A 19,335-nucleotide genomic window follows, 5' to 3' on the forward strand; every position below is an offset into this window, starting at 1 on the left:
TGAAAATATTGCGAATGATTACTAATTTAAAATAAAAAAACTAGCCAGTTGACTAGTTTTCGTATTCAATATGTGGTAGTTCTCTACGAACAGGTTTGATTTTTTCTTCTAAAATTAATTCTTCTTCAATTTCATCGAATTTATTTATATACACTGTAAATGTTCTTGAAAATTTATCATTCAATCCAACCCGGTTGCCTTTTGCATTTGTTAGAATAAAAAAACATTCAATAAAAGCAGCAAAAGAAGCTAAGACAGTTGGTAGCAATAAAAATAATTTCTGAACTTGATTTAGTGGGTGTGTATCTTTATTAATTAATGCTGCTTGTTCAAAAGTTTGTGGCGAAACCATTATCATAAAGGCTAAGAAAACAAAAACTCATGTGAAAGAAAATAATCTTTGGCGGTCAAATATCGCCTTGCTTAATTTAGTTTTTGTATCTTGCGGAATTGTTTTAATTTTGCACATTGCCATTCCAATTGTTTTGCCTTTTCAAATTATTGGAATAATAATTCAGAAAAAGATTAAGCATAAAATTATGATTGAAAGTCATATATAGTAAGTCCAATAGTTATACATTTTGCCAATGCGGTAATTGAATACCATAAACGAAGTTCCAACCAATATTGCTAAAAAGATTGATAAATCAATAATAGTTGCCAAAAACCTAATTCAAAAACCGGCCTTTCGATTTACTTTTATCATAAGAATTTTTTAAGAATAGATTCTCAGTCTGAAACGTTTTCAATGATTTTGATTAAACTTTTGGCATTAAATCTTACAAAGTAAGGATTGGTTTCAGTTTCTTCTATTCAAGTTGGCATACGTTTTTTAATTTCAGCTTCTAAAGCGATTTTAATATTCTTGATTGAACGCGCTTCTTGAGTGTTTTTTTTGAATTTACATGCCCCAACGTAGCCCGCAAAATAAAATGCTAAATCCATAAATTCTGCGAATCTTAAAGCTTGTTGTTTTTCCTCGCTTAAATTTGTTGCAGAAGCTAAAATTGTATTTCAACCTCTTGATATTGATTTGGGATTTAATAACATTATTTCGTAATTTCAATCTTCAATTCAAGTGGTTTTTAAATAAGTAAAAGTCGAAGCGTGAATTAAAGATTTGTATACCAAAATTGGTGAGTATTGTAAGTTCATATCTTTGTTTTTCAATGTTTCATATACTTTTGAAAAGATTGAACTTTTAATAATGCAGTCAAAACTAAAAGGGGTAGCTAAAGCCAATGGATCAAAATTTTTGTCTAAATCAATCACCATATTTTCTTCAACTTTTTGTTTGCGAAAATCAAAGTTTACTAATCCTCTTAGCGAACTAGATATTTCAATAACATCCGGTTTTAAAGCGATTTTATTTAAGTATTCATTGATGTGTTTTGTAAATTCACTTTTTAGTTTTGAATATGAATAAAGCACATAAATATAATCAGTTTGAACATATTCTGCAGCTTGTTTAAGTACAAGGTCGATATGTTGGTGAGCTGAGTTAATAATAATTTTTGTTTCAGAACCAAATTTTTCTTGAAATTTAGTAATTGAATCAAAAGCTTCTTCATTAGGGTGATCAATCACCACTATCACGTTGAAATTTTGGTCTTTTTGTTTGGTAATGTTATAAAAGATGTCATCAAGAGAAATGCTTGGACGATAAATAGGAACGATAATTGTTAAATTTTTATTTGCCATGTTTATTACATTTTCACTTGTCCGGCAACTCTTGGGAAAGGAATAACATCTCTAATGTTTGAAACGCCGGTAACGTACATTACTAATCTTTCAAAACCAATACCGAAACCGCTAGATGGAGCATATCCAAATCTTCTTAGATCTAAATATCATTGTAAAGGTTCTTGGGAAATGTTTAGTTCAGTCATTCTTTTAACTAATTTCTCATATCTTGATTCCCTTTGGCTTCCACCTATTAATTCACCAATACCTGGCACTAGTAAATCGAATGCAGCAACGGTTTGATCGTCGTCATTTTGATACATGTAAAATGCTTTTATATCTTTTGGGTAATTAATAACTGCAACTGGTCCGTTTACGATTTTATCTGATAAATATTTTTCATGTTCTGAAGCTAAGTCCATGCCAAAGTGTATGTCTTTTTCTTCAAATTTATCAGCGTGTGGTTTCAATTCTTCTACAACTTGACGGTAATCCATAACGGTTAAACCTTTGCTTAAAAATTTTTCTAATGTAGGAATTAATTGCCCATCTTGCAAACTATTTAGATATTCCATTTCAGCTGGATAGTTTTTAATTGTGTTAGAAATAACTTTTTTTAATAAGTCATCGGCCAAGGTAATAATATCTTTTAATTCGTAAAATGCAACTTCTGGCTCAACCATTCAGAACTCGGCTAAATGACGAGAAGTGTGTGAGTTTTCTGCTCTGAATGTTGGGGCAAAGGTATAAACTTTTTTAAATCCTGCGGCATATGATTCGGCGTGTAATTGACCTGTTACTCCTAAAAAAGCTTTTTGCTTAAAGAAATAATCTTTGCTTTCGTCGTCAACTAATAAAGTTTCACCAGCGCCTTCACCGTCGTTAGATGTTATGATTGGAGCGGCAATGTTAATGAAATCGTGTGTTTGGAAATATTTGTGAATTTCAAACATTAGCGAGTTACGGATTAACATAACTGCTCTAAATAAGTTGGTTCTGTGTCTTAGGTGTGGAATTTCTCTCAAGAAATCTAAAGTTGTTTCTTTCTTTTGGATTGGAAAATCTTCTGCGACATTATTAATTAAAACTAAATTATTCACGATTAATTCAAAAGGTTGTTTTGCTTCTGGTGTTAAGTGTAATTCACCTTCTGCCTTAATTGAAGCACCCATTGAAATAGCATCAGCAGCGAACTTAGCATTTAGTTCGCCCTTGATAACTAATTGTAAGTTAGCGATTGAACTACCATCGTTAACTGTAATGAATCTGATTTTATCGTTACCACGGTTTGAGATTACTCAACCTTCAACAGTAACTGTTTGTTTTTCTTTTAGACTTTCAATGTCTAAATACATAGTTTTAATTGTCATTTTTTCTCCTAAATTTAAGTATTTTAATATATATTAAAATGTATAATACACTAAAATTATATAGTAAGTTTTTAAAACAAAAAAAATACTGATATTTTTTCTAAAAACTGCCCACAAATTAAATAAATTAATGACTTAGATCAAAAAACTAAAAAACAATAGCATTAGCAATGTATAATTTATTTGAAATTAAAATAAAACTTAGGAGAAAAAAATGAAATCAGAAAAAAATTGATTAGTGACTTTATTATTATCAATTTTCTTGGGAGAATTAGGAATAGACCGTTTCTATGCGGGCCGTATTGGCTTGGGGCTTTTAAAATTATTCACTTTAGGTGGATTTGGTATTTGATGATTAATTGACCTAATTTTAGTAGCCATTGGAGCAATGAAAGATTCAAACGGAAAATACATTAAAGATTAAATAAACTCTAAAGTCTGCATGATTAAAAACGCAAAACTTTTAATAATTTTCGAAATTAAAAACACGCCATTATGGGCGCGTTTTTATAATTTTCAAATTATATCTTTATTTATCTAATCTAATTTTTTCAATTGCTCTTCTTACACCGGCTTTTTTATATGAGTTAGTCACTAAAGTGGCTGCTTTCTTGACAGATCTCATACTATTTTTCATTGCAATGAAAGCACCATTATAATCTTTGGTACTAATATCGTTTCCTGAATCACCAAAGTGAACAGTTTTTTTAACGTCAATATTTAACAGTTTTTCGGCAACATATGTATTTCCTGCCCCCTTGGTTGCTTCTTCTGTTGTGATTTCTAAAGCGTAACCTTTTGAGATAATGTCAACACATAATTCAGGTAATTCTTTTTGTAATTTTTCTTTTAATTTTTTAGTTGCTCATTTAGAAGCTTTTCCGAATGCTAAAACTTTTGTGGCATTTGGATAAACAACCAAATCTTCATATGAGTGTTGCACCAAGTTTTTAACTCAAGGTCTAATTGTTCTCATTTTTGCTTTATTTCCGTAAACTTCGTTTCCTGAACTAAAAATTACGAACATATTTTCTTTCATTAATAAACGAGCAATTTTTTCTGTAACATCAGATTTCATTTCAACTTTATGTAAAACATTATTATTGATATCTACAATCAATCCACCATTTTGACAAATTACATAAGGCGAGTGGATTTTTTTTGCTAAATTCATAACAAATTCTGAATTTTTTCTACCAGTAGAAATGATTACTGGAATATTATTGTCATTTAAAAATCTCATATATTCAACGTTTTCTTGTGAAATCATTTCTTTTGTTCTTGGTTTGTCTAATAAGGTTCCATCTAGGTCTGTGAAATAAGCTTTTGGTTTAAAATTTAACATTGTTTTTCTCCTTAATAACAAAAAAAATTATATAAAAAAATTTAATTAAAAAATTAAACTTAAAAATAGTAATAAAAAAGCCCGGTTTTTGACCAGGCTTTTGAGTAAATTTTTAAATATATTTAAACAATTATTTTTGGAATCTTTTTACAAGTTCTTCAGCAGGCATGTATCCAACTACGTGGTTTACAAGTTTTCCATCTTCATATAAGAATAGTGAAGGAATCCCTTGTACTCCCATTTCACGAGCAAAGTCAATGTTTTGGTCAACATCTAAGTCAAATACATTAATGTCTTCGTGATTTTCTGATAGTCTTTGTAATTCTGGACCCATCATTTGGCAAGGAGGACATCATACTGCTCTAAAAGCTACGATAGCTTTACCGTTTAAGTGTTGATCTTGTAGATCTGATTTGTTGTTTAATTTTTTCATCATAATATTCTCTCCTTTTTTGTTTTATTTGTACATAACAATTGTAGCAGAATTAATAAGCTTTTGCAAAAATTACGTATTTTTTTGATTTTTTATGTGTATAAAAACACACATCGTTATTAACTTTTATAGGTAATTCAAATGGAATGCAACGGGTTGAAGCGCCAGTCTCCTCTTTAATTTTGGCTTCATCTTCGCCATTACCCTCAAATGCCGCCAAAACTCAATGACCTTTTTCGATTTGGGATTTAAATTCATCATAGTTAGAAACTTCGACGATATTGTTGAATAATCTTTGTTTTGCTGATTCGTATAAATTATTTTGAATTGCTGTTAATAATGATTCAACGGTTATGGCGATGTTTTCGATTGGAGCATAAACTTTTTCTAAGGTGTCACGTCTTACTAATAAAACTTGATTTTCGTTTAAGTCACGTGGTCCAACTTCAATTCTTAGAGGTGTTCCATGAATTTCAGAGTTTGCGGCTTTGAAACCTGCACCCTTGTCTGAATCATCTAATTTAACTTCAATATTGTGAGATAGTAATTCTTCTTTAATTTGTGAAGCAACTTTGTGAACTCTTTCGTCTTTATTGGCAAATAATTCAATAATGTCAACTTGAACTGGAGCAATTTTCGGAGGTATAATAATACCTCTATCATCTCCGTGAGTCATAATTAGGGCGCCCAGTAAACGAGTTGAAACGCCTCAACTAGTTCCGTATGCAAATTCTTGTTTGTTTTCGCGATTTTTGAAACTAATGTTAAAAGGTTTTGTGAAGTTTTGTCCTAAGTAGTGACTTGTTCCGGCTTGTAATGCCTTACCATCTTTCATCATTGCTTCAATAGTAAATGTAAAGTCTGCACCCGAAAACTTTTCATGTTCAGTTTTTTGACCATCCATTACTGGAATAGCTAAATAATCAGATACAAAGTTTTTATAAATTTCTAACATTTTAGTAGTTAAAATTTTTGCTTCAGTTTCTGATGAGTGAATTGTATGCCCTTCTTGTCATAAAAATTCACGTGTTCTTAAAAATGGGTTGGTTGTTTTTTCTCATCTTAAAACATTTACTCATTGGTTATAAATTAAAGGTAAATCATTATATGAATTGATTTCATTTTTGAAGAAATCTCCAAATAATGTTTCGCTGGTTGGACGAATATAGTATTTTTCACTTAGTTTTTTTCCACCGACTTCAGTAACGGTAGCTAACTCAGGGTTAAAGCCTTGTAGGTGGTCTTTTTCTTTTTGCAATAAACTTTCAGGAATTAATAATGGTAAATTAACATTTTGAACTCCAACAGCTTTGAATTTACGGTCTAAGTTTAAACGAATATTGTCTCAAATACCAAATGATAAAGGTTTAAAAATGATTGAACCTTTCGTAGCACCATATGCCATTAGGTCTCCATTTTGAATAACATCAGTATATCATCTTGCAAAATTTTCACTTTGTGGGGTAACTTTTTCTAACTTTTTCATAACATAATTATTTTATACGCTTTTTATTTTTTTTTATTTAGTTTTAAAACTAAACAAAGTGCAAATAAAAAAGAAAGGATATTATCCCTTCTCTTCAATTAAATTAGTTCATCGAAAATATCTTCACCAGTTTCAACTGTTGGAACGCCAAAGTTTCTTGCAACAATGTTTCCGGCAGTTCCTAAACCTTTTAAAGGTTCTTTGAATGCTTTAGGTGATTTAAATGACTTAGAAAATACAGTTAGTGGCAATGCTTCACGAGTATGGTCTGGTCCCATAGTTGGATCATTTCCGTGGTCTGAAGTCATAATTAATAAGTCATCAGATTTCATTGCATTAATTAGTTTGGTTAATTTGACATCTAATCTTGATACGTTTTCACTGTAACCAATTGGATTTTCTCTATGTCCATAGTGGCTATCAAATTGAACTAAGTTAACAAAAATAAATTGGTTTTTTGAATCTGAGTTAGCAATGTCAATTGCAACGTCCATGTTTTCATCATCAGAAGCAGGACCATAAACTTTGTCAATACCAACGTGGGTAAAGATGTCATTAATTTTACCAACAGCTACAACTTCAACACCAGCTTTTTGTAGGTCTTCTAAAATGATGTGACCAGTTGGTTTGTTGGCAAAGTCGTGGCGGTTAAATGTTCTTGTGAATTTACCATCTTCATAAACGAAAGGTCTTGAAATAACTCTTGCTACGTTTCATTCTGGACGTGATGAACAAATTGCACGAGCTCTTTTAGCATATTCAGTTAATTTTTCAACACCCAAGGTTTTTTCGTCCCCAATAATTTGTAGAGTTGAGTCTGGAGATGTGTAAATAATCATATCTCCTTTTTCCATGTGTTGGTGTCCAAGTTCAGCTAAAATTACTGTACCAGAAGCATTTCTGTTACCAATAATTTTGCGTCCGTCAAAGGCTTTAGATAATTCTTCACATAAATCTGCTGGGAAACCATTTTCAGTGAATTGTGGGTTAGGGACTTTTGTATAAATTCCCATCATTTCTCAGTGTCCAGTCAATGTATCTTTACCATTTGACATTTCATGAATTCTTCCCACATAAGCAAGTGGGTTTTTATTTCTTGCAACGTGTCCTGAAATTTTAGCAACTTCAGTAATACCTAATTTTCTTCATGTAGGGATTTCTAGAGGTAATGCTTCAGAAGCATGTAATAAACTATTGGCTCCTTTGTCACCAAATTCGGCTTGTCTTGGTTCTTCGCCAATTCCAAGTCCATCAGTAACAATGAAGAAAACACGATTAAATTTAGGCATATCGTCTCCTTGTTATTTTTTATCTATAAATTTAAAATTTTGATTTGCTTCAATATAAAAAACAGAAAATGTTTTTACATCTATTATTTTACATTAAAATGACCCTTTTCACTCAAAAGACAAGTTTCGACTACACATCAATTGATTAAGAAAAAATCATTAAAAATTTATATGATAAAATTAAAGAGTAATTAATACAAGAATATCTAATAAATATTTCAAATCAAAGGGGATACATGAAATATAATGAAAACAAAACTAAGATAGTTGCAACTATCGGACCTGCTTCAGATAATTATGAAACAATGAAGGAATTAATTAAAGCAGGTGTGTCAACAATTAGAGCTAACTTTTCACACGGCGATCCAAGCATGCACCAGCACAAATTTGAAATTGCAAGACAAATTTCAAAAGAACTTGATCGTCCAATCTCATTAATGTTAGACACGAAAGGCCCAGAAATTAGAATTGGTAAAATGGAAAATGATGCAGTCGAAATTCCTGCTAAAAAAACTTTACTAATTAAAACTGATGAAAACTCATACAAAAACCTATTAGGTAATGCTGATGTTATTTCGGTATCATATCGTATGGATAAAGACGTAAAAACTGGCAACGTCATTTTACTAGATGATGGTAAATTAGTAACAGTTGTTAAAGAAGTTAATCCAATGGAAATTACTGTTGAAACAGTCAATGCACATAAATTAAAAACAAATAAAAGAATTAACATTCCTGGCGTTGATTTCTCATTACCTTTCTTAGGCGAAAAAGATCGTAACGATATTGCATGAGGAGCTAAATATAAAGTTGACTATATTGCAGCATCATTCGTAAACTCAGCTAAAAACGTTAAAGAAATTAGAGAAATCTTAGATGCTAATGGTGGACAACACATTCAAATAGTTTCAAAAATTGAATCACAATTTGGAATTAATAACATTGATGAAATTATTGAAGCTAGTGACGCGATTATGATTGCCAGAGGAGACTTAGGATTAGAAATTCCATACTATGATGTTCCTTACTATGAAAAACAAATCATTCGTAAATGTCGTTTAGCAGGAAAACAAGTTATTGTTGCTACTCAAATGCTAGACTCAATGGAAAACAGCCCAATGCCTACTCGTGCTGAAGTAACTGACGTTTATTATGCTGTTGAATTAGGGGCAGATGCGACAATGTTATCAGGCGAAACAGCAAGTGGAAAATACCCAGTTGATGCTGTTAAAACTATGGCTAAAATTCAAAAAAGAGCTGAAAAAGAATATTTTACCGAACACTTCTATAACAAACAAATCGAAAAAGTTGCTACTCAACCTTCTTCACGTATGCTAATTGCTTATGAAGTTGCTAAAATTTTACAATCTGGTGAATATAAATTTGCAATCGTATTAAGCCACACGGGTCAATTATTAAAAGAAATTTCTAGATACAGACCAAATGCAAACATCATTGGTGTTGTAAGCGACGATAAATTAGTTTGAAGCTTTGGAATTACTGCTGGCGTATTTTGTGAAAAACACTCAGTTGCAATCAGAAACCTAATTAAATTTAACCATGCTGCCGGAGCGCAAGTTTTAGAAAACTACGGAGTCAAAAAAGGTGACAAGTTCATTGTTGTTGATAGTTTAAACATTACCACACACGAATATTAATTTAAAAATTTAAAAACACGGCCACGCGGCTGTGTTTTTAAAATCATTATGTTGGTTATTTAATTAGTTCTTTCCCCATGTAAGGTACAAGTACTTTTGGAACTGTTATTGTTCCGTCAGGGTTTTGATAGTTTTCTAAAATGGCGGCAATTACACGGTCGATAGCTAAACCTGAACCATTGATTGTGTATGCGTATTTAGTTTTATTGTCAGCCCCTCTATATCTAATTTTTGCTCTTCTTCCTTGGAAATCTTTATAAATTGAAATAGAGCTTGTTTCTCTGTATCTTTGTTCTGACGGAATTCATAATTCTAGGTCAATGGTTTTGGCTGAACCGAAACCTAAATCTCCGGTTGACAATAACATTTCGCGGTATGAAATTTCTAATAATTCTAAAATGCTTTTGGCGTCATTAACGGTTTTTTGTCATTCTTCTAAAGCAACTTCTTCGGTCACAATTTTTACCAATTCAACTTTGTGAAACTCGTGTTGGCGAATTAAACCACGAGTATCTTTACCACTTGAACCTGCTTCTGATCTGAAACATTTAGTATAAGCAACATATTTAACTGGGTTAGTTAAGTCTAAAATTTCATCATAGTGATAATTAGTTACGGGAACTTCGGCGGTAGGAATTAATCAAAGGTCATTGTCTTGAACTTTGAATAAATCTTCTTGGAATTTTGGTAATTGGCCGGTTCCGTATAGCATGGCTGAGTTAACTAAATGAGCTGGCATAATTTCTTTATATCCATTTTTAATATGGGTGTCTAACATAAAGTTTTCTAATGCTCTTACTAGTCTAGCTCCATCATTTTTGTATAAAACGAATCTTGTACGTGCTAATTTAACTGCTCTAACAAAATCAACGATGTCTAATTTTGTTGCAATTTCATAATGTGGTTCAACACCTTTAACAAGACCACGTCCTAGGTTTGGGTGTTCTGCTATGCAAACATTATCTTCATCACTGCTTCCTACAGGAACATCATCATAAGGCAAGTTAGGTACTTGTAACATCAATTCATTAACTCTAGTTACTAAAGCGTCAGCAGCTTTATCTGCTTCTTCAATTTGTGTCTTGATTTCGTTAACTTCTGCTAATAATTCATCAGCATTTTCGTGATTTCTCTTTTTAATACCAATTTCTTCACTCAATTTATTTCTTTTAGCTTGTAATAATTCTAATTGGTGAATCAATTCATTTCTCTTGTCACCATTTTCTAAAATTTCATTAATAATTTGTAAGTCGAAATTACGAGTAGATAATTTTGAAATAACTTCATTTTTATTATTTAATATGTATTTTAAGTCTAGCATGTAATTACCTCTTTATATTTTGAATAATACAAGTATATTATAAATTTTTTTATTAAAAATAAACTTAAAAGTTATCGCAAACAAATTGTTGGCCGCAAACGAAGCCTTAGTATAAAAATGTGTTAAAATTTAAAATAATTATGAATGACAGACAAAGTATTATATTAGGTAATTTTACAAAGGTATTATGAGCTTCTACTGATAAAAGTATTGTAATTGCTTCCTTCAAGGTTTTAAAAAATGATGCTGCCAATGAAGTTAAACTAAATAAGTTTAATTCAATTGCGATAACAATAAAAAACAACACTTTTATTGAAAAAGAAATTTCACTAGGTCAAAAAAACTATGAAATCATAGTCGCTCCAGTAATCAAATCTAAATATCCAAATAGTTATCAATTAGTTGATTTAAGAGAAACTAACGATGATGATACATATCAAAAGAATTACATCGTTAAGTTTTTAAAGAGCGCTCACTTTAGAGGTATTGGCGAGCAAAAAGCTTGAGCAATAGTGAACGAATTAGGATTGGATGCTTTAAAAAAGATTGCCGAAGACAGCGGTCAAATTAATTATACCGCTTTGGGCATCAGTGAAGCTAGTTGGGATGAAGCAAAAAAATTCTTGAAAGAAAATCCTCAATTAGTTGAAGACCAAATGTTATTTTTAAAATTGAATCTAAGTCCTTCGCTTTATGAAATTATTTTAAAGAAATTTGAAAACCTGTCAGCTTTTATTGATGAATATCAAGATAATTTTTATCGTTTTTATTTGGATAATCAACGCATTAAGTTAGAAGATATGGATAAGCTAACTAATCATTTTTTAGAAGGCGCACATCCATTTAAACCCGCCACTCATATTTATCGTTCTTTAAGCGAATACTTTTTTGATACCGGGAATACAAGAATACTGCGTCAAGATTTATATGATACATTGCTAAAATATGCGACTTCTGATGTTGATTGACCATCTGAAATTATGGCATTTAATAACGCTGTTAGGCTGCTAAAAGAAGATGGTTATTTGATTTCTCTTGAATATTTTGATGGTGAATATATCACCACTAAAAATATTTATGAAATGGAAACATATATCATAAAAAGATTGAAAGACATTGAATTATCAAGCGGTTTAAAACCTATTGAATATAATAAAAAAAGTATTTTTCATGACCTTCAATTAGAAGCAATTAAAAAGGGATTAAGCGAAAAGTTACTATTGATAACAGGCAGTCCCGGCACTGGTAAGACTTTAATTACTAATGAAATAATAAGTTCATTTTTAAAAATATACCATGAAGACTCTTTGGCTGTTTTAACTCCAACAGGAAGAGCAACTATTAATATTAATAATAAAAATGAAAAAGCAAAAGCAGTGACAATTCACAGCTTTTTAGAATGAGATCCTGAAAATGATAAATTCAATGTAAACGAAAAAAATCCAAAGAGCATTGAATGTTTAATTATTGACGAATTTTCAATGGTTTCGGTTGACATATTTTATGCCTTATTAAAAGGTATAAACCCACGTTATTTAAAAAGAATAATTTTAGTTGGGGATAAGGATCAGCTGCCAGCAATCGGTCCTGGTTATCTAATTCATGATTTCATTGAAAACAAAATATTTGACACAATCTATTTGCAAAAAATATACCGGCAAGCAGAAAATTATGACATCGTCAACGATGCGATTACGATTAACCGTGGTGAAATTCCATCATTCGAAGGAGAACATTCACAATTTTTAAGAATTCGTAGCGAAGATTTGCATGAAGAATTAATTAAAAAGATTCAAGATTTGATGCTTAAGGGCTATAGCAAACGTGATATTGCGGTTTTGAGTCCAATTTATAATTATGAAACTGGTATTAATGAACTTAATAATTTACTAAGTACATATTTTAGAAAACTTGATAATGAACAGCAAGTGAAATACCGTGATAAAACATTTGCAATTGATGATAAAATTATCAACCTTGTTAACGACCCAAGGGCCCATGTGTTTAATGGTGAAATTGGTTATATTTCTTGATTTACTTTTGAAGATAAAAAAGATAGTTTCGAAAAGAATTTAACTAATATTTCTGTTGACTTTGAGGGCGATGATAAAACCGTTACTTATTCAAAGAGCGATTTTAATAACAACACAGCGCTCGCATATTGTACTAGTGTTCATAAATATCAAGGTTCAGAATGTAAGGCTGTCATTGTGGTTTTATTCTCGGAAGCCAAAAGATTGTTAAGTAAAAAATTAATTTATACCGCAATAACTAGAGCAAAACAATACAGTTGTATAATGGGTGAACTTGATGCATTGTATGAGGGTATTCATCGAGATAATGATTCAAATCGAATAACTAATATTAAAAAATTGTGAGAAGAAGAATGAAAGGAATAATATGAAATTAATTGTAGGACTAGGAAATCCGGGTCCAGAGTATGAAAAGACTAGACATAATGCCGGTTTTATGACAATTGATAAGATTGCCGAAAAACTAGGTATTAAATTAGATGAAAAAAAATTCAATGGTGTTTATTACAGAGACAAAGATATCTGTGTGGCAAAACCTTTAACTTATATGAATAAAAGCGGTGATTTCGTAAGAGCTATTAAAGATTATTACAATATTCCTATTGATGATATTTTAATAATTTATGACGATATGGACTTACCGCTAGGCAAAGCAACCATTAAGCAAAAAGGTTCGGCCGGCGGACATAACGGTATGAAAGACATTATCAATAAATTAGGTACCGAAGAAATTAAAAGAGTGAAAATTGGTATTGGCCGGGGCGAAAATGTCATTGACTTTGTTTTAGGCAAATTTAGTTATAATGATTTGAAGATTATTGAACAAGTTATTGATGTTTCTTCAGATGCTGTTATCTCATACATTAGCAATGATATTCGTTTTGTTATGAATAAATATTCAGGAAAACTATAATGCAAGAACATCTAATTAAAAAATATGAATCCTTATTAGCCAAAGTTAAATTTGAATTTCAAAAGCATAACATTGGCATAAAACAAAAAATGTTGATTGGTGTTAGCGGTGGTCCTGATTCAATGTGGCTTTTATATTTGCTAAAAGATTATGACGTTGTTGTTGCTTGTGTCAATTATAATAAACGTTTTGATAGTCATTATGATGCATCGCTTGTTAAGTTATTTTGTGAAGAAAACAACATCCCATGTGAAATTTTGTCTTTAGATCACAAAGAAAATGCAAACGGTAATTTTCAAGCAATCGCAAGAGAAGAAAGATATTTATTTTATAAAGAAATATATCAAAAGTATAATTGCTCATTATTGCTCTTAGCGCATCAAAAGGATGACTTTTTAGAAACCGCGATTATGCAAAAAGAAAGTAGTCGTGAAACTTTGCATTTTGGAATTAAACATATTAATTATGTTTATCAAATGAATATTTTCAGACCAATGCTTTCATTATTCTGAAAACAGGAAATAATTGATTTATGCAATGAATTTTCGATTCTTTTTGCAACTGATTATACAAACAAAATGCCAACATATACACGTAATAAGATTAGGGCAAATTTATTACATTTTTCTAATCAATGAAAACAAAATTTATATAATGAAATAATGATTGAAAATCAAGCTAATTTAATCATTGAAGCGAAAGTTATTAATTGATATATTGAATGAAAAAATCAAGAATTTTCATGTGATTGACTTGATTTCAATAATCCTTTAATTGATAAATTAATTTATTTTTTAATTAACGATAAATATAAAAATATCAATCTTACTAAAGGGAAAATCGCCTCAATTATTGATTTTTTAAAAAGCGCAAACCGAAGCTCTAAATATATTTTGGATGACGAAAATGTGTTATTTAAAAAGAAAAATCATTTAATTTTCTAGTTTTTTCGCTCATTATTATTTAAAAATAAAAAAAGAAATATAAATTAATTATAATTTAAAATTATTTATCGAAAGGAGTGGTATGCAAGAAAAACCAAAGAAAAAACGTGGATTATCGCTAGGGTACGCTTTATTAATTACCTTTGCAGTTATTGCTGGTTTTATGCTAATTTGATTTTTAGTAGACTACATTCGCGAAAGCAGAATAACATACGCTACAATTGGTCAATTGCGCGATTTTATTAAAGCTACCGGTAAGAGCACAAATGACAGTTTCTATATATCTAGTTGATACCAAGGGACATATGATGATATCCTTAGAGTCACCGTATCAGGAACTCCAGCCGAAATTGGAGCTGTTTTAAATAACCCAAGATTTGTCGATTCTACTTACTCATTCTCAGTTGTATTAAGTGGAACACTAAATAAAGAATTACCAAATTCTGTAATTCAATGAGCATATCCAACAGCAGACGGAACTACTCATACATATATTGAAGCTTTAACAAGACTTACAACTGGATCAAAAACAATTAACGAAACAACAATTAAACTAACTGGTGTTATCGCAAGCCAAGGTTTTCCAAAACAAAATGCATGAAGTAAATACATTCAACCTGGTATTTCAGCATTCGCTGCAATAGGTTTCGTGTTAATTTTATTCTATTCATTTAGATGAAGTTTATCAGCGAGAGAAAACGGAATGTTCGGAGCAACAAACTCAAAATCTGTTGCACAAAGAGTTTATTCAAATAAAAAATTCTCAGATATCGCTGGTAACGAAGAAGTTAAAGAAGAAGTTGCCGAATTAGTTGATTATTTAAAATATCCCAAAAAATATGAAGCGGCAGGAGCAAGAATTCCTAAGGGTATCTTATTAGGAGGACCTCCAGGAACAGGTAAAACTTTAATTGCTAAAGCTACTGCTGGCGAAGCTAATGTACCATTCTTCTTCATTTCAGCATCAAACTTCGTTGAAATGTTTGTAGGTTTAGGTGCTAAAAGAGTTCGTGATATGTTCAACGAAGCAAGACAAGCAGCACCTGCAATTATTTTTATCGATGAACTAGATGCCGTGGGGAGATCTAGAGGTGCTGGTATTGGTGGTGGAAACGATGAACGTGAACAAACCTTAAACCAATTGCTAGTTGAAATGGATGGTATTAAAGAAAACAGTGGTATTTTAATCATGGCAGCAACAAACCGTACTGATGTTTTAGATCCTGCCTTATTAAGACCTGGTCGTTTTGACAGAACTATCACTGTTGGATTACCTGATATTAAAGAACGTGAAGAAATATTAAAATTACATGCACGTGGAAAAAGAATTGCACCTGAAGTTAACTTTGCTTTAATTGCAAGAAGAACTCCTGGATTCTCTGGTGCTCAATTAGAAAACGTAATTAACGAAGCTTCTTTATTGAGTGTTCGTGAAAACCACAGTTTAATCACTACCGATGAAATTGACGAAGCTATAGATAGAGTTATGGCAGGTCCTGCTAAGAAAAGTAGAACAATTTCAGAAAAAGAAAATATCGCCGTTGCTTATCATGAAGCTGGTCATGCAGTCGTAGGCCTAAAAGTAAAAGGTGGAAACAAAGTTCAAAAAATTACCATCATACCTCGTGGACAAGCGGGTGGTTATAATTTAATGATGCCTGAAGAAGAAAAATACAATCGTTCAAAAGCCGAGTTATTGGCGATGATAACTTCATTTATGGGCGGTCGTGTTGCCGAAGCTATTATTTATGGCGCAGATAATGTATCTACCGGAGCAAGTGATGATATTGCGAAAGCTACAACTATTGCACGTAGAATGGTTACCGAATGAGGTTTATCTGATTTAGGACCTATAAAATATGAAGAAGATTCTCAAAATCCTTTCTTAGGAAGAGATTACATGAAGAGCGTTTCTTTCTCTAATAAAGTTGGTCAAGAAATTGATGAACAAATTAGAAAAATAATTTTAAAAGCACAAAAAGATGCTTATGAAATCATTTCAGAAAATCGTGAACTACTTGAACTAATTAAAGATGCTTTAATTATCAATGAAACCATCGTTGCAGAAGAAATTGAATATATTGAAAAAAATATGAAATTACCACCTGCTCTAGATAAAACAAAAGCTGCTCTTAAAAAAGAATATTCATCAGAAGATTTCGATGAACTATTTAATGAAGTGGCAGGAAACAAAAAATTAGATATTGATAACTATAAAGATGATCTTGATAAAGAATTGAAAAAACACAATATTAAAGAGGAAGAAGATAAAGAAGAGGAAAATTAATCCTCTTTTTTATATTCACAAACTCAATTCATATAATTTAGTTATATGATATAATGAATATGAAAAAAAATAAGGAGATAAAATGAAAAAATCATTCAAACTTTTACTATCATTAGGGGGTGTTTCCGCAGTAGCATTTATGCCATTAGTGGCCGCTTCTTGTGCGAAAAAAGAAGAACCAAAAAAACCAGAACAACCTGTTAATCCAGCACAACCTGCTACACCAGCACAACCTGCTACACCAGCACAACCAGCAGCTGATCCAAATAAAGAGTTAGTTACTGCAATTAATACAAAATTAAAAGAAATTGCCGTTCCTGAAAACTTTACTTGAGCACCTGCAGCCGGTGTTACATTAGAAAAAATTAAAGAACAAGGCGCAATATTACTTTACAGCTGACAATCACACAACATTGTCTTAAAATCAAGTACAGATCAACACACTGATTGAAATAAGGTAGCCTTTACAACAAAAGCCGGCTTAAATTGAACTGCTAGTGGAAAACAATTCCAACTTGCTAATTCAACAAGCCCACTATATGATAAAACATTAAAAAATGGTAAGCAAGTTAAAGCAATTAGTACATTCTTAACATTTACAGTAAACGACGACAATACTGTTACATTTACATTACTAGGTTCAGCATCAGATAATGGTAAAAACCCAGTAGTTGGAACCGAACAAGTAACAATTAAAGTTGCAACACCTGCCCCTGCAGCAGCACCAACCACCGAAACAACAACAGCTCCAGCAGCATCCGCTACAAGCGAAGAATCAACAGGATCAACAAGATAAGTAATTAATATTGAAAGACAAAGCTGCCAAAGCAGAGAACGTCAAACACATAATTAAAACACAGCCAGAAGCTGTGTTTTAATATTTTATTTTTTGAAATTGAAAGCAATAAAATTAATATTTTTTCCTAGTTCATTAAATTTCTTTTCATAATCTGTGAAATGATTTTCAATCTCAAAATCACAATTATGCAAATCGGTTGTATGATAAATTATATTGGCTTTAAATTCAGTCAATTCTTCTAATGCATATTGATATAAACCATCATTATCACTTTTGAAATATATTATTCCATCATCAGTTAATAATTCTTTATATTCTTTAAGAAAATCACGATATACTAAACGTCTTTTGAAGTGACGTTTTTTAGGTCAAGGGTCAGAAAATGTCAATCAAATTGTTTTTATTTTTCCAGTAAAATATTCATTAATTTTAATTGCGTCCCCAATTAATAAATACATATTTTTTAAGTTTTTTTCTTGAATTTTTTTCAATGCAGAAAGGGCTGGAGTTGAGTATTTTTCAATACCAATGTAAGTTATTTCGGGATGGTTTTCAGCTAATTCTGAAAGCATTTTTCCTTTTCCCATGCCGATTTCTAATACAGTATTATCATTTAAATTGTGTGGAAATTTTTTGATTGAAAATTCACTTTCTTCTATTAAATTAATTGCGTCTTTATTATGTCTTAATCTCATATTTAATAATGATATAGTATTCAAAATTTTTTATATAAAAAAACACCCAAAAGGGCGTTAAAAGCCTAATTTTAATCAAAAGAGTTTATTTTAGGCTTATTTAAATCACGTTTACTATTATACACCACAGAGCAAAAACACCTAATTTTTTGTAATTTTTTAATTTAAAAAAGCCTGGATTTTATTTTTTTGTAAAAGTTGATTTTTCCTTTTGTATAAAATAGTTTTTCATTATTTGATATTATTTAATTAGTAGAATATTTTCTAACTAATTGTATTTTTATTTATTCGCTACTTTTATTATTCAATTAAATCTATATATAAAAATAGGAGTTCTCATGGGAGACGAAAATAGAATAAGTAGTTTTCAGGACTTGTTCAATGAGCCTGATTACAGCAATAAAACTAAAAAAAGCCATCGTCGTTTATTTGAGATGGGGCAAATTACTTCTATACAAGCATTTAAATATGACGGAACACTTTATCGTCAATATGAAGGCGCAAAAATCATTGCAAATTTAGATGATTTCGTAGTTGTTTTGTTAGTAAAAAGTAAAGTTATGGAAGAGAACATTAATTGAGTTGTTTCGGATCCGATTTTGTTCTTCTTTGCTAAAAATCGCTTTTATAATGCAAGCATTACTCTTAACAAAGAAAAAAATAATTATACTTATATAAACCTTGCAAGCCCATTTTATATAGACAATGGAATAATTAAATATATAGATTTTGATATTGATATTAAAAGCTATGTGGACAAAGATTTTAACGTTATTGATTGACAGGATTTTAAAAACTCAATTGTTAAATATAATTATTCACTTAAATTGATTTACAAAATTTATGATGAACTTGATTTTTTACAAGAACAACACTGTACTAAATCTGGAATTTTTTCAAAAAAACTTATTGATAGTATTGAAAAAGTTTTAAAAGAATCAGGAGATATTTAATTTTATCTATTCATTAATTGTAAGCTAAGCCAGATTGGAATAAATCCGGCTTTTTTTGTTATAATTTTAATATATTTTTAATATATTAATTCGGGAGGTCTTTATGTCAAATAATGATGACGAAAA

17 protein-coding genes are annotated in these 19,335 nt (G+C 30.6%); 8 read left to right on the plus strand and 9 right to left on the minus strand.

The window, feature by feature from the left end:
* Positions 1-52: 52 nt before the first annotated feature.
* The 3 genes from FJR74_RS05470 to asnS all read right to left on the minus strand — a co-directional run bounded on the left by FJR74_RS05470 (position 53) and on the right by asnS (position 3,053).
* Positions 53-475 (minus strand): hypothetical protein, encoded by a 423-nt coding sequence (locus tag FJR74_RS05470; RefSeq protein ID WP_306766867.1) that lies wholly within the window; start codon positions 473-475, stop codon positions 53-55.
* A 224-nt stretch (positions 476-699) separates the two neighbouring features.
* On the minus strand, positions 700-1,701 hold the full coding sequence (locus tag FJR74_RS07705; protein ID WP_140914821.1) for a glycosyltransferase family 2 protein: 1,002 nt from the start codon (positions 1,699-1,701) through the stop codon (positions 700-702).
* A 5-nt stretch (positions 1,702-1,706) separates the two neighbouring features.
* Positions 1,707-3,053 (minus strand): asparagine--tRNA ligase, encoded by a 1,347-nt coding sequence (asnS, locus tag FJR74_RS01680; protein ID WP_140914822.1) that lies wholly within the window; start codon positions 3,051-3,053, stop codon positions 1,707-1,709.
* 214 nt (positions 3,054-3,267) lie between these two features.
* On the opposite strand from asnS, the gene FJR74_RS07710 reads away from it, so the two are divergent.
* Entirely contained in the window at positions 3,268-3,477 is a 210-nt protein-coding gene (locus FJR74_RS07710) for a TM2 domain-containing protein (protein WP_140914823.1), read from the plus strand.
* Between the two features lie 105 nt (positions 3,478-3,582).
* Here the strand turns inward: FJR74_RS07710 and FJR74_RS01690 are convergent, their stop codons facing one another.
* The 4 genes from FJR74_RS01690 to FJR74_RS07720 all read right to left on the minus strand — a co-directional run bounded on the left by FJR74_RS01690 (position 3,583) and on the right by FJR74_RS07720 (position 7,606).
* Positions 3,583-4,398, minus strand: coding sequence for a Cof-type HAD-IIB family hydrolase (locus FJR74_RS01690; RefSeq protein WP_140914824.1), 816 nt, complete (start codon positions 4,396-4,398; stop codon positions 3,583-3,585).
* A 130-nt stretch (positions 4,399-4,528) separates the two neighbouring features.
* Positions 4,529-4,834 (minus strand): thioredoxin family protein, encoded by a 306-nt coding sequence (locus tag FJR74_RS01695; protein ID WP_140914825.1) that lies wholly within the window; start codon positions 4,832-4,834, stop codon positions 4,529-4,531.
* Positions 4,835-4,883: 49 nt separating this feature from the next.
* The gene (gene proS / locus FJR74_RS07715) at positions 4,884-6,317 is read right to left on the minus strand and encodes a proline--tRNA ligase (RefSeq protein ID WP_140914826.1); all 1,434 of its coding nucleotides are present in this window, start codon (positions 6,315-6,317) and stop codon (positions 4,884-4,886) included.
* A gap of 98 nt (positions 6,318-6,415) precedes the next feature.
* On the minus strand, positions 6,416-7,606 hold the full coding sequence (locus tag FJR74_RS07720; RefSeq protein WP_140914827.1) for a phosphopentomutase: 1,191 nt from the start codon (positions 7,604-7,606) through the stop codon (positions 6,416-6,418).
* A 236-nt stretch (positions 7,607-7,842) separates the two neighbouring features.
* Here FJR74_RS07720 and pyk point away from each other — a divergent pair, with 236 nt between their 5' ends.
* A complete protein-coding gene (gene pyk, locus FJR74_RS01710; protein ID WP_140914828.1) occupies positions 7,843-9,264 on the plus strand; it encodes a pyruvate kinase in 1,422 nt (473 codons plus the stop codon).
* A gap of 55 nt (positions 9,265-9,319) precedes the next feature.
* On the opposite strand, the gene serS is transcribed toward pyk, so the two are convergent.
* On the minus strand, positions 9,320-10,585 hold the full coding sequence (gene serS / locus FJR74_RS07725; protein WP_140914829.1) for a serine--tRNA ligase: 1,266 nt from the start codon (positions 10,583-10,585) through the stop codon (positions 9,320-9,322).
* 119 nt (positions 10,586-10,704) lie between these two features.
* Here serS and FJR74_RS07730 point away from each other — a divergent pair, with 119 nt between their 5' ends.
* The 5 genes from FJR74_RS07730 (at position 10,705) to FJR74_RS07740 (ending at position 17,558) form a co-directional block, all read left to right on the plus strand.
* Entirely contained in the window at positions 10,705-12,984 is a 2,280-nt protein-coding gene (locus FJR74_RS07730; RefSeq protein WP_306766868.1) for an ATP-dependent DNA helicase, read from the plus strand.
* Between the two features lies 1 nt (position 12,985).
* Entirely contained in the window at positions 12,986-13,531 is a 546-nt protein-coding gene (gene pth / locus FJR74_RS01725) for an aminoacyl-tRNA hydrolase (RefSeq protein ID WP_140914830.1), read from the plus strand.
* Entirely contained in the window at positions 13,531-14,475 is a 945-nt protein-coding gene (gene tilS, locus FJR74_RS07735; protein WP_140914831.1) for a tRNA lysidine(34) synthetase TilS, read from the plus strand. Before pth ends, tilS begins: the two co-directional genes overlap by 1 nt.
* 82 nt (positions 14,476-14,557) lie before the next feature.
* Entirely contained in the window at positions 14,558-16,762 is a 2,205-nt protein-coding gene (gene ftsH / locus FJR74_RS01735) for an ATP-dependent zinc metalloprotease FtsH (RefSeq protein WP_140914832.1), read from the plus strand.
* An 82-nt stretch (positions 16,763-16,844) separates the two neighbouring features.
* Positions 16,845-17,558 (plus strand): variable surface lipoprotein, encoded by a 714-nt coding sequence (locus FJR74_RS07740; RefSeq protein WP_140914833.1) that lies wholly within the window; start codon positions 16,845-16,847, stop codon positions 17,556-17,558.
* A gap of 86 nt (positions 17,559-17,644) precedes the next feature.
* On the opposite strand, the gene trmB is transcribed toward FJR74_RS07740, so the two are convergent.
* Positions 17,645-18,256: a tRNA (guanosine(46)-N7)-methyltransferase TrmB gene (trmB, locus tag FJR74_RS01745; RefSeq protein WP_140914834.1), complete on the minus strand. Its 612-nt coding sequence runs from the start codon at positions 18,254-18,256 to the stop codon at positions 17,645-17,647.
* Between the two features lie 338 nt (positions 18,257-18,594).
* Between trmB and FJR74_RS07745 the strand changes: the two genes are divergently transcribed.
* Complete coding sequence (locus FJR74_RS07745) at positions 18,595-19,209, plus strand: DUF402 domain-containing protein (RefSeq protein WP_306766869.1); 615 nt, start codon at positions 18,595-18,597, stop codon at positions 19,207-19,209.
* The last annotated feature ends 126 nt before the right edge of the window (positions 19,210-19,335 follow it).

Source organism: Metamycoplasma neophronis (genome assembly GCF_006491995.1).
In the GTDB taxonomy this organism is placed as follows: domain Bacteria; phylum Bacillota_I; class Bacilli_A; order Mycoplasmatales; family Metamycoplasmataceae; genus Metamycoplasma; species Metamycoplasma neophronis.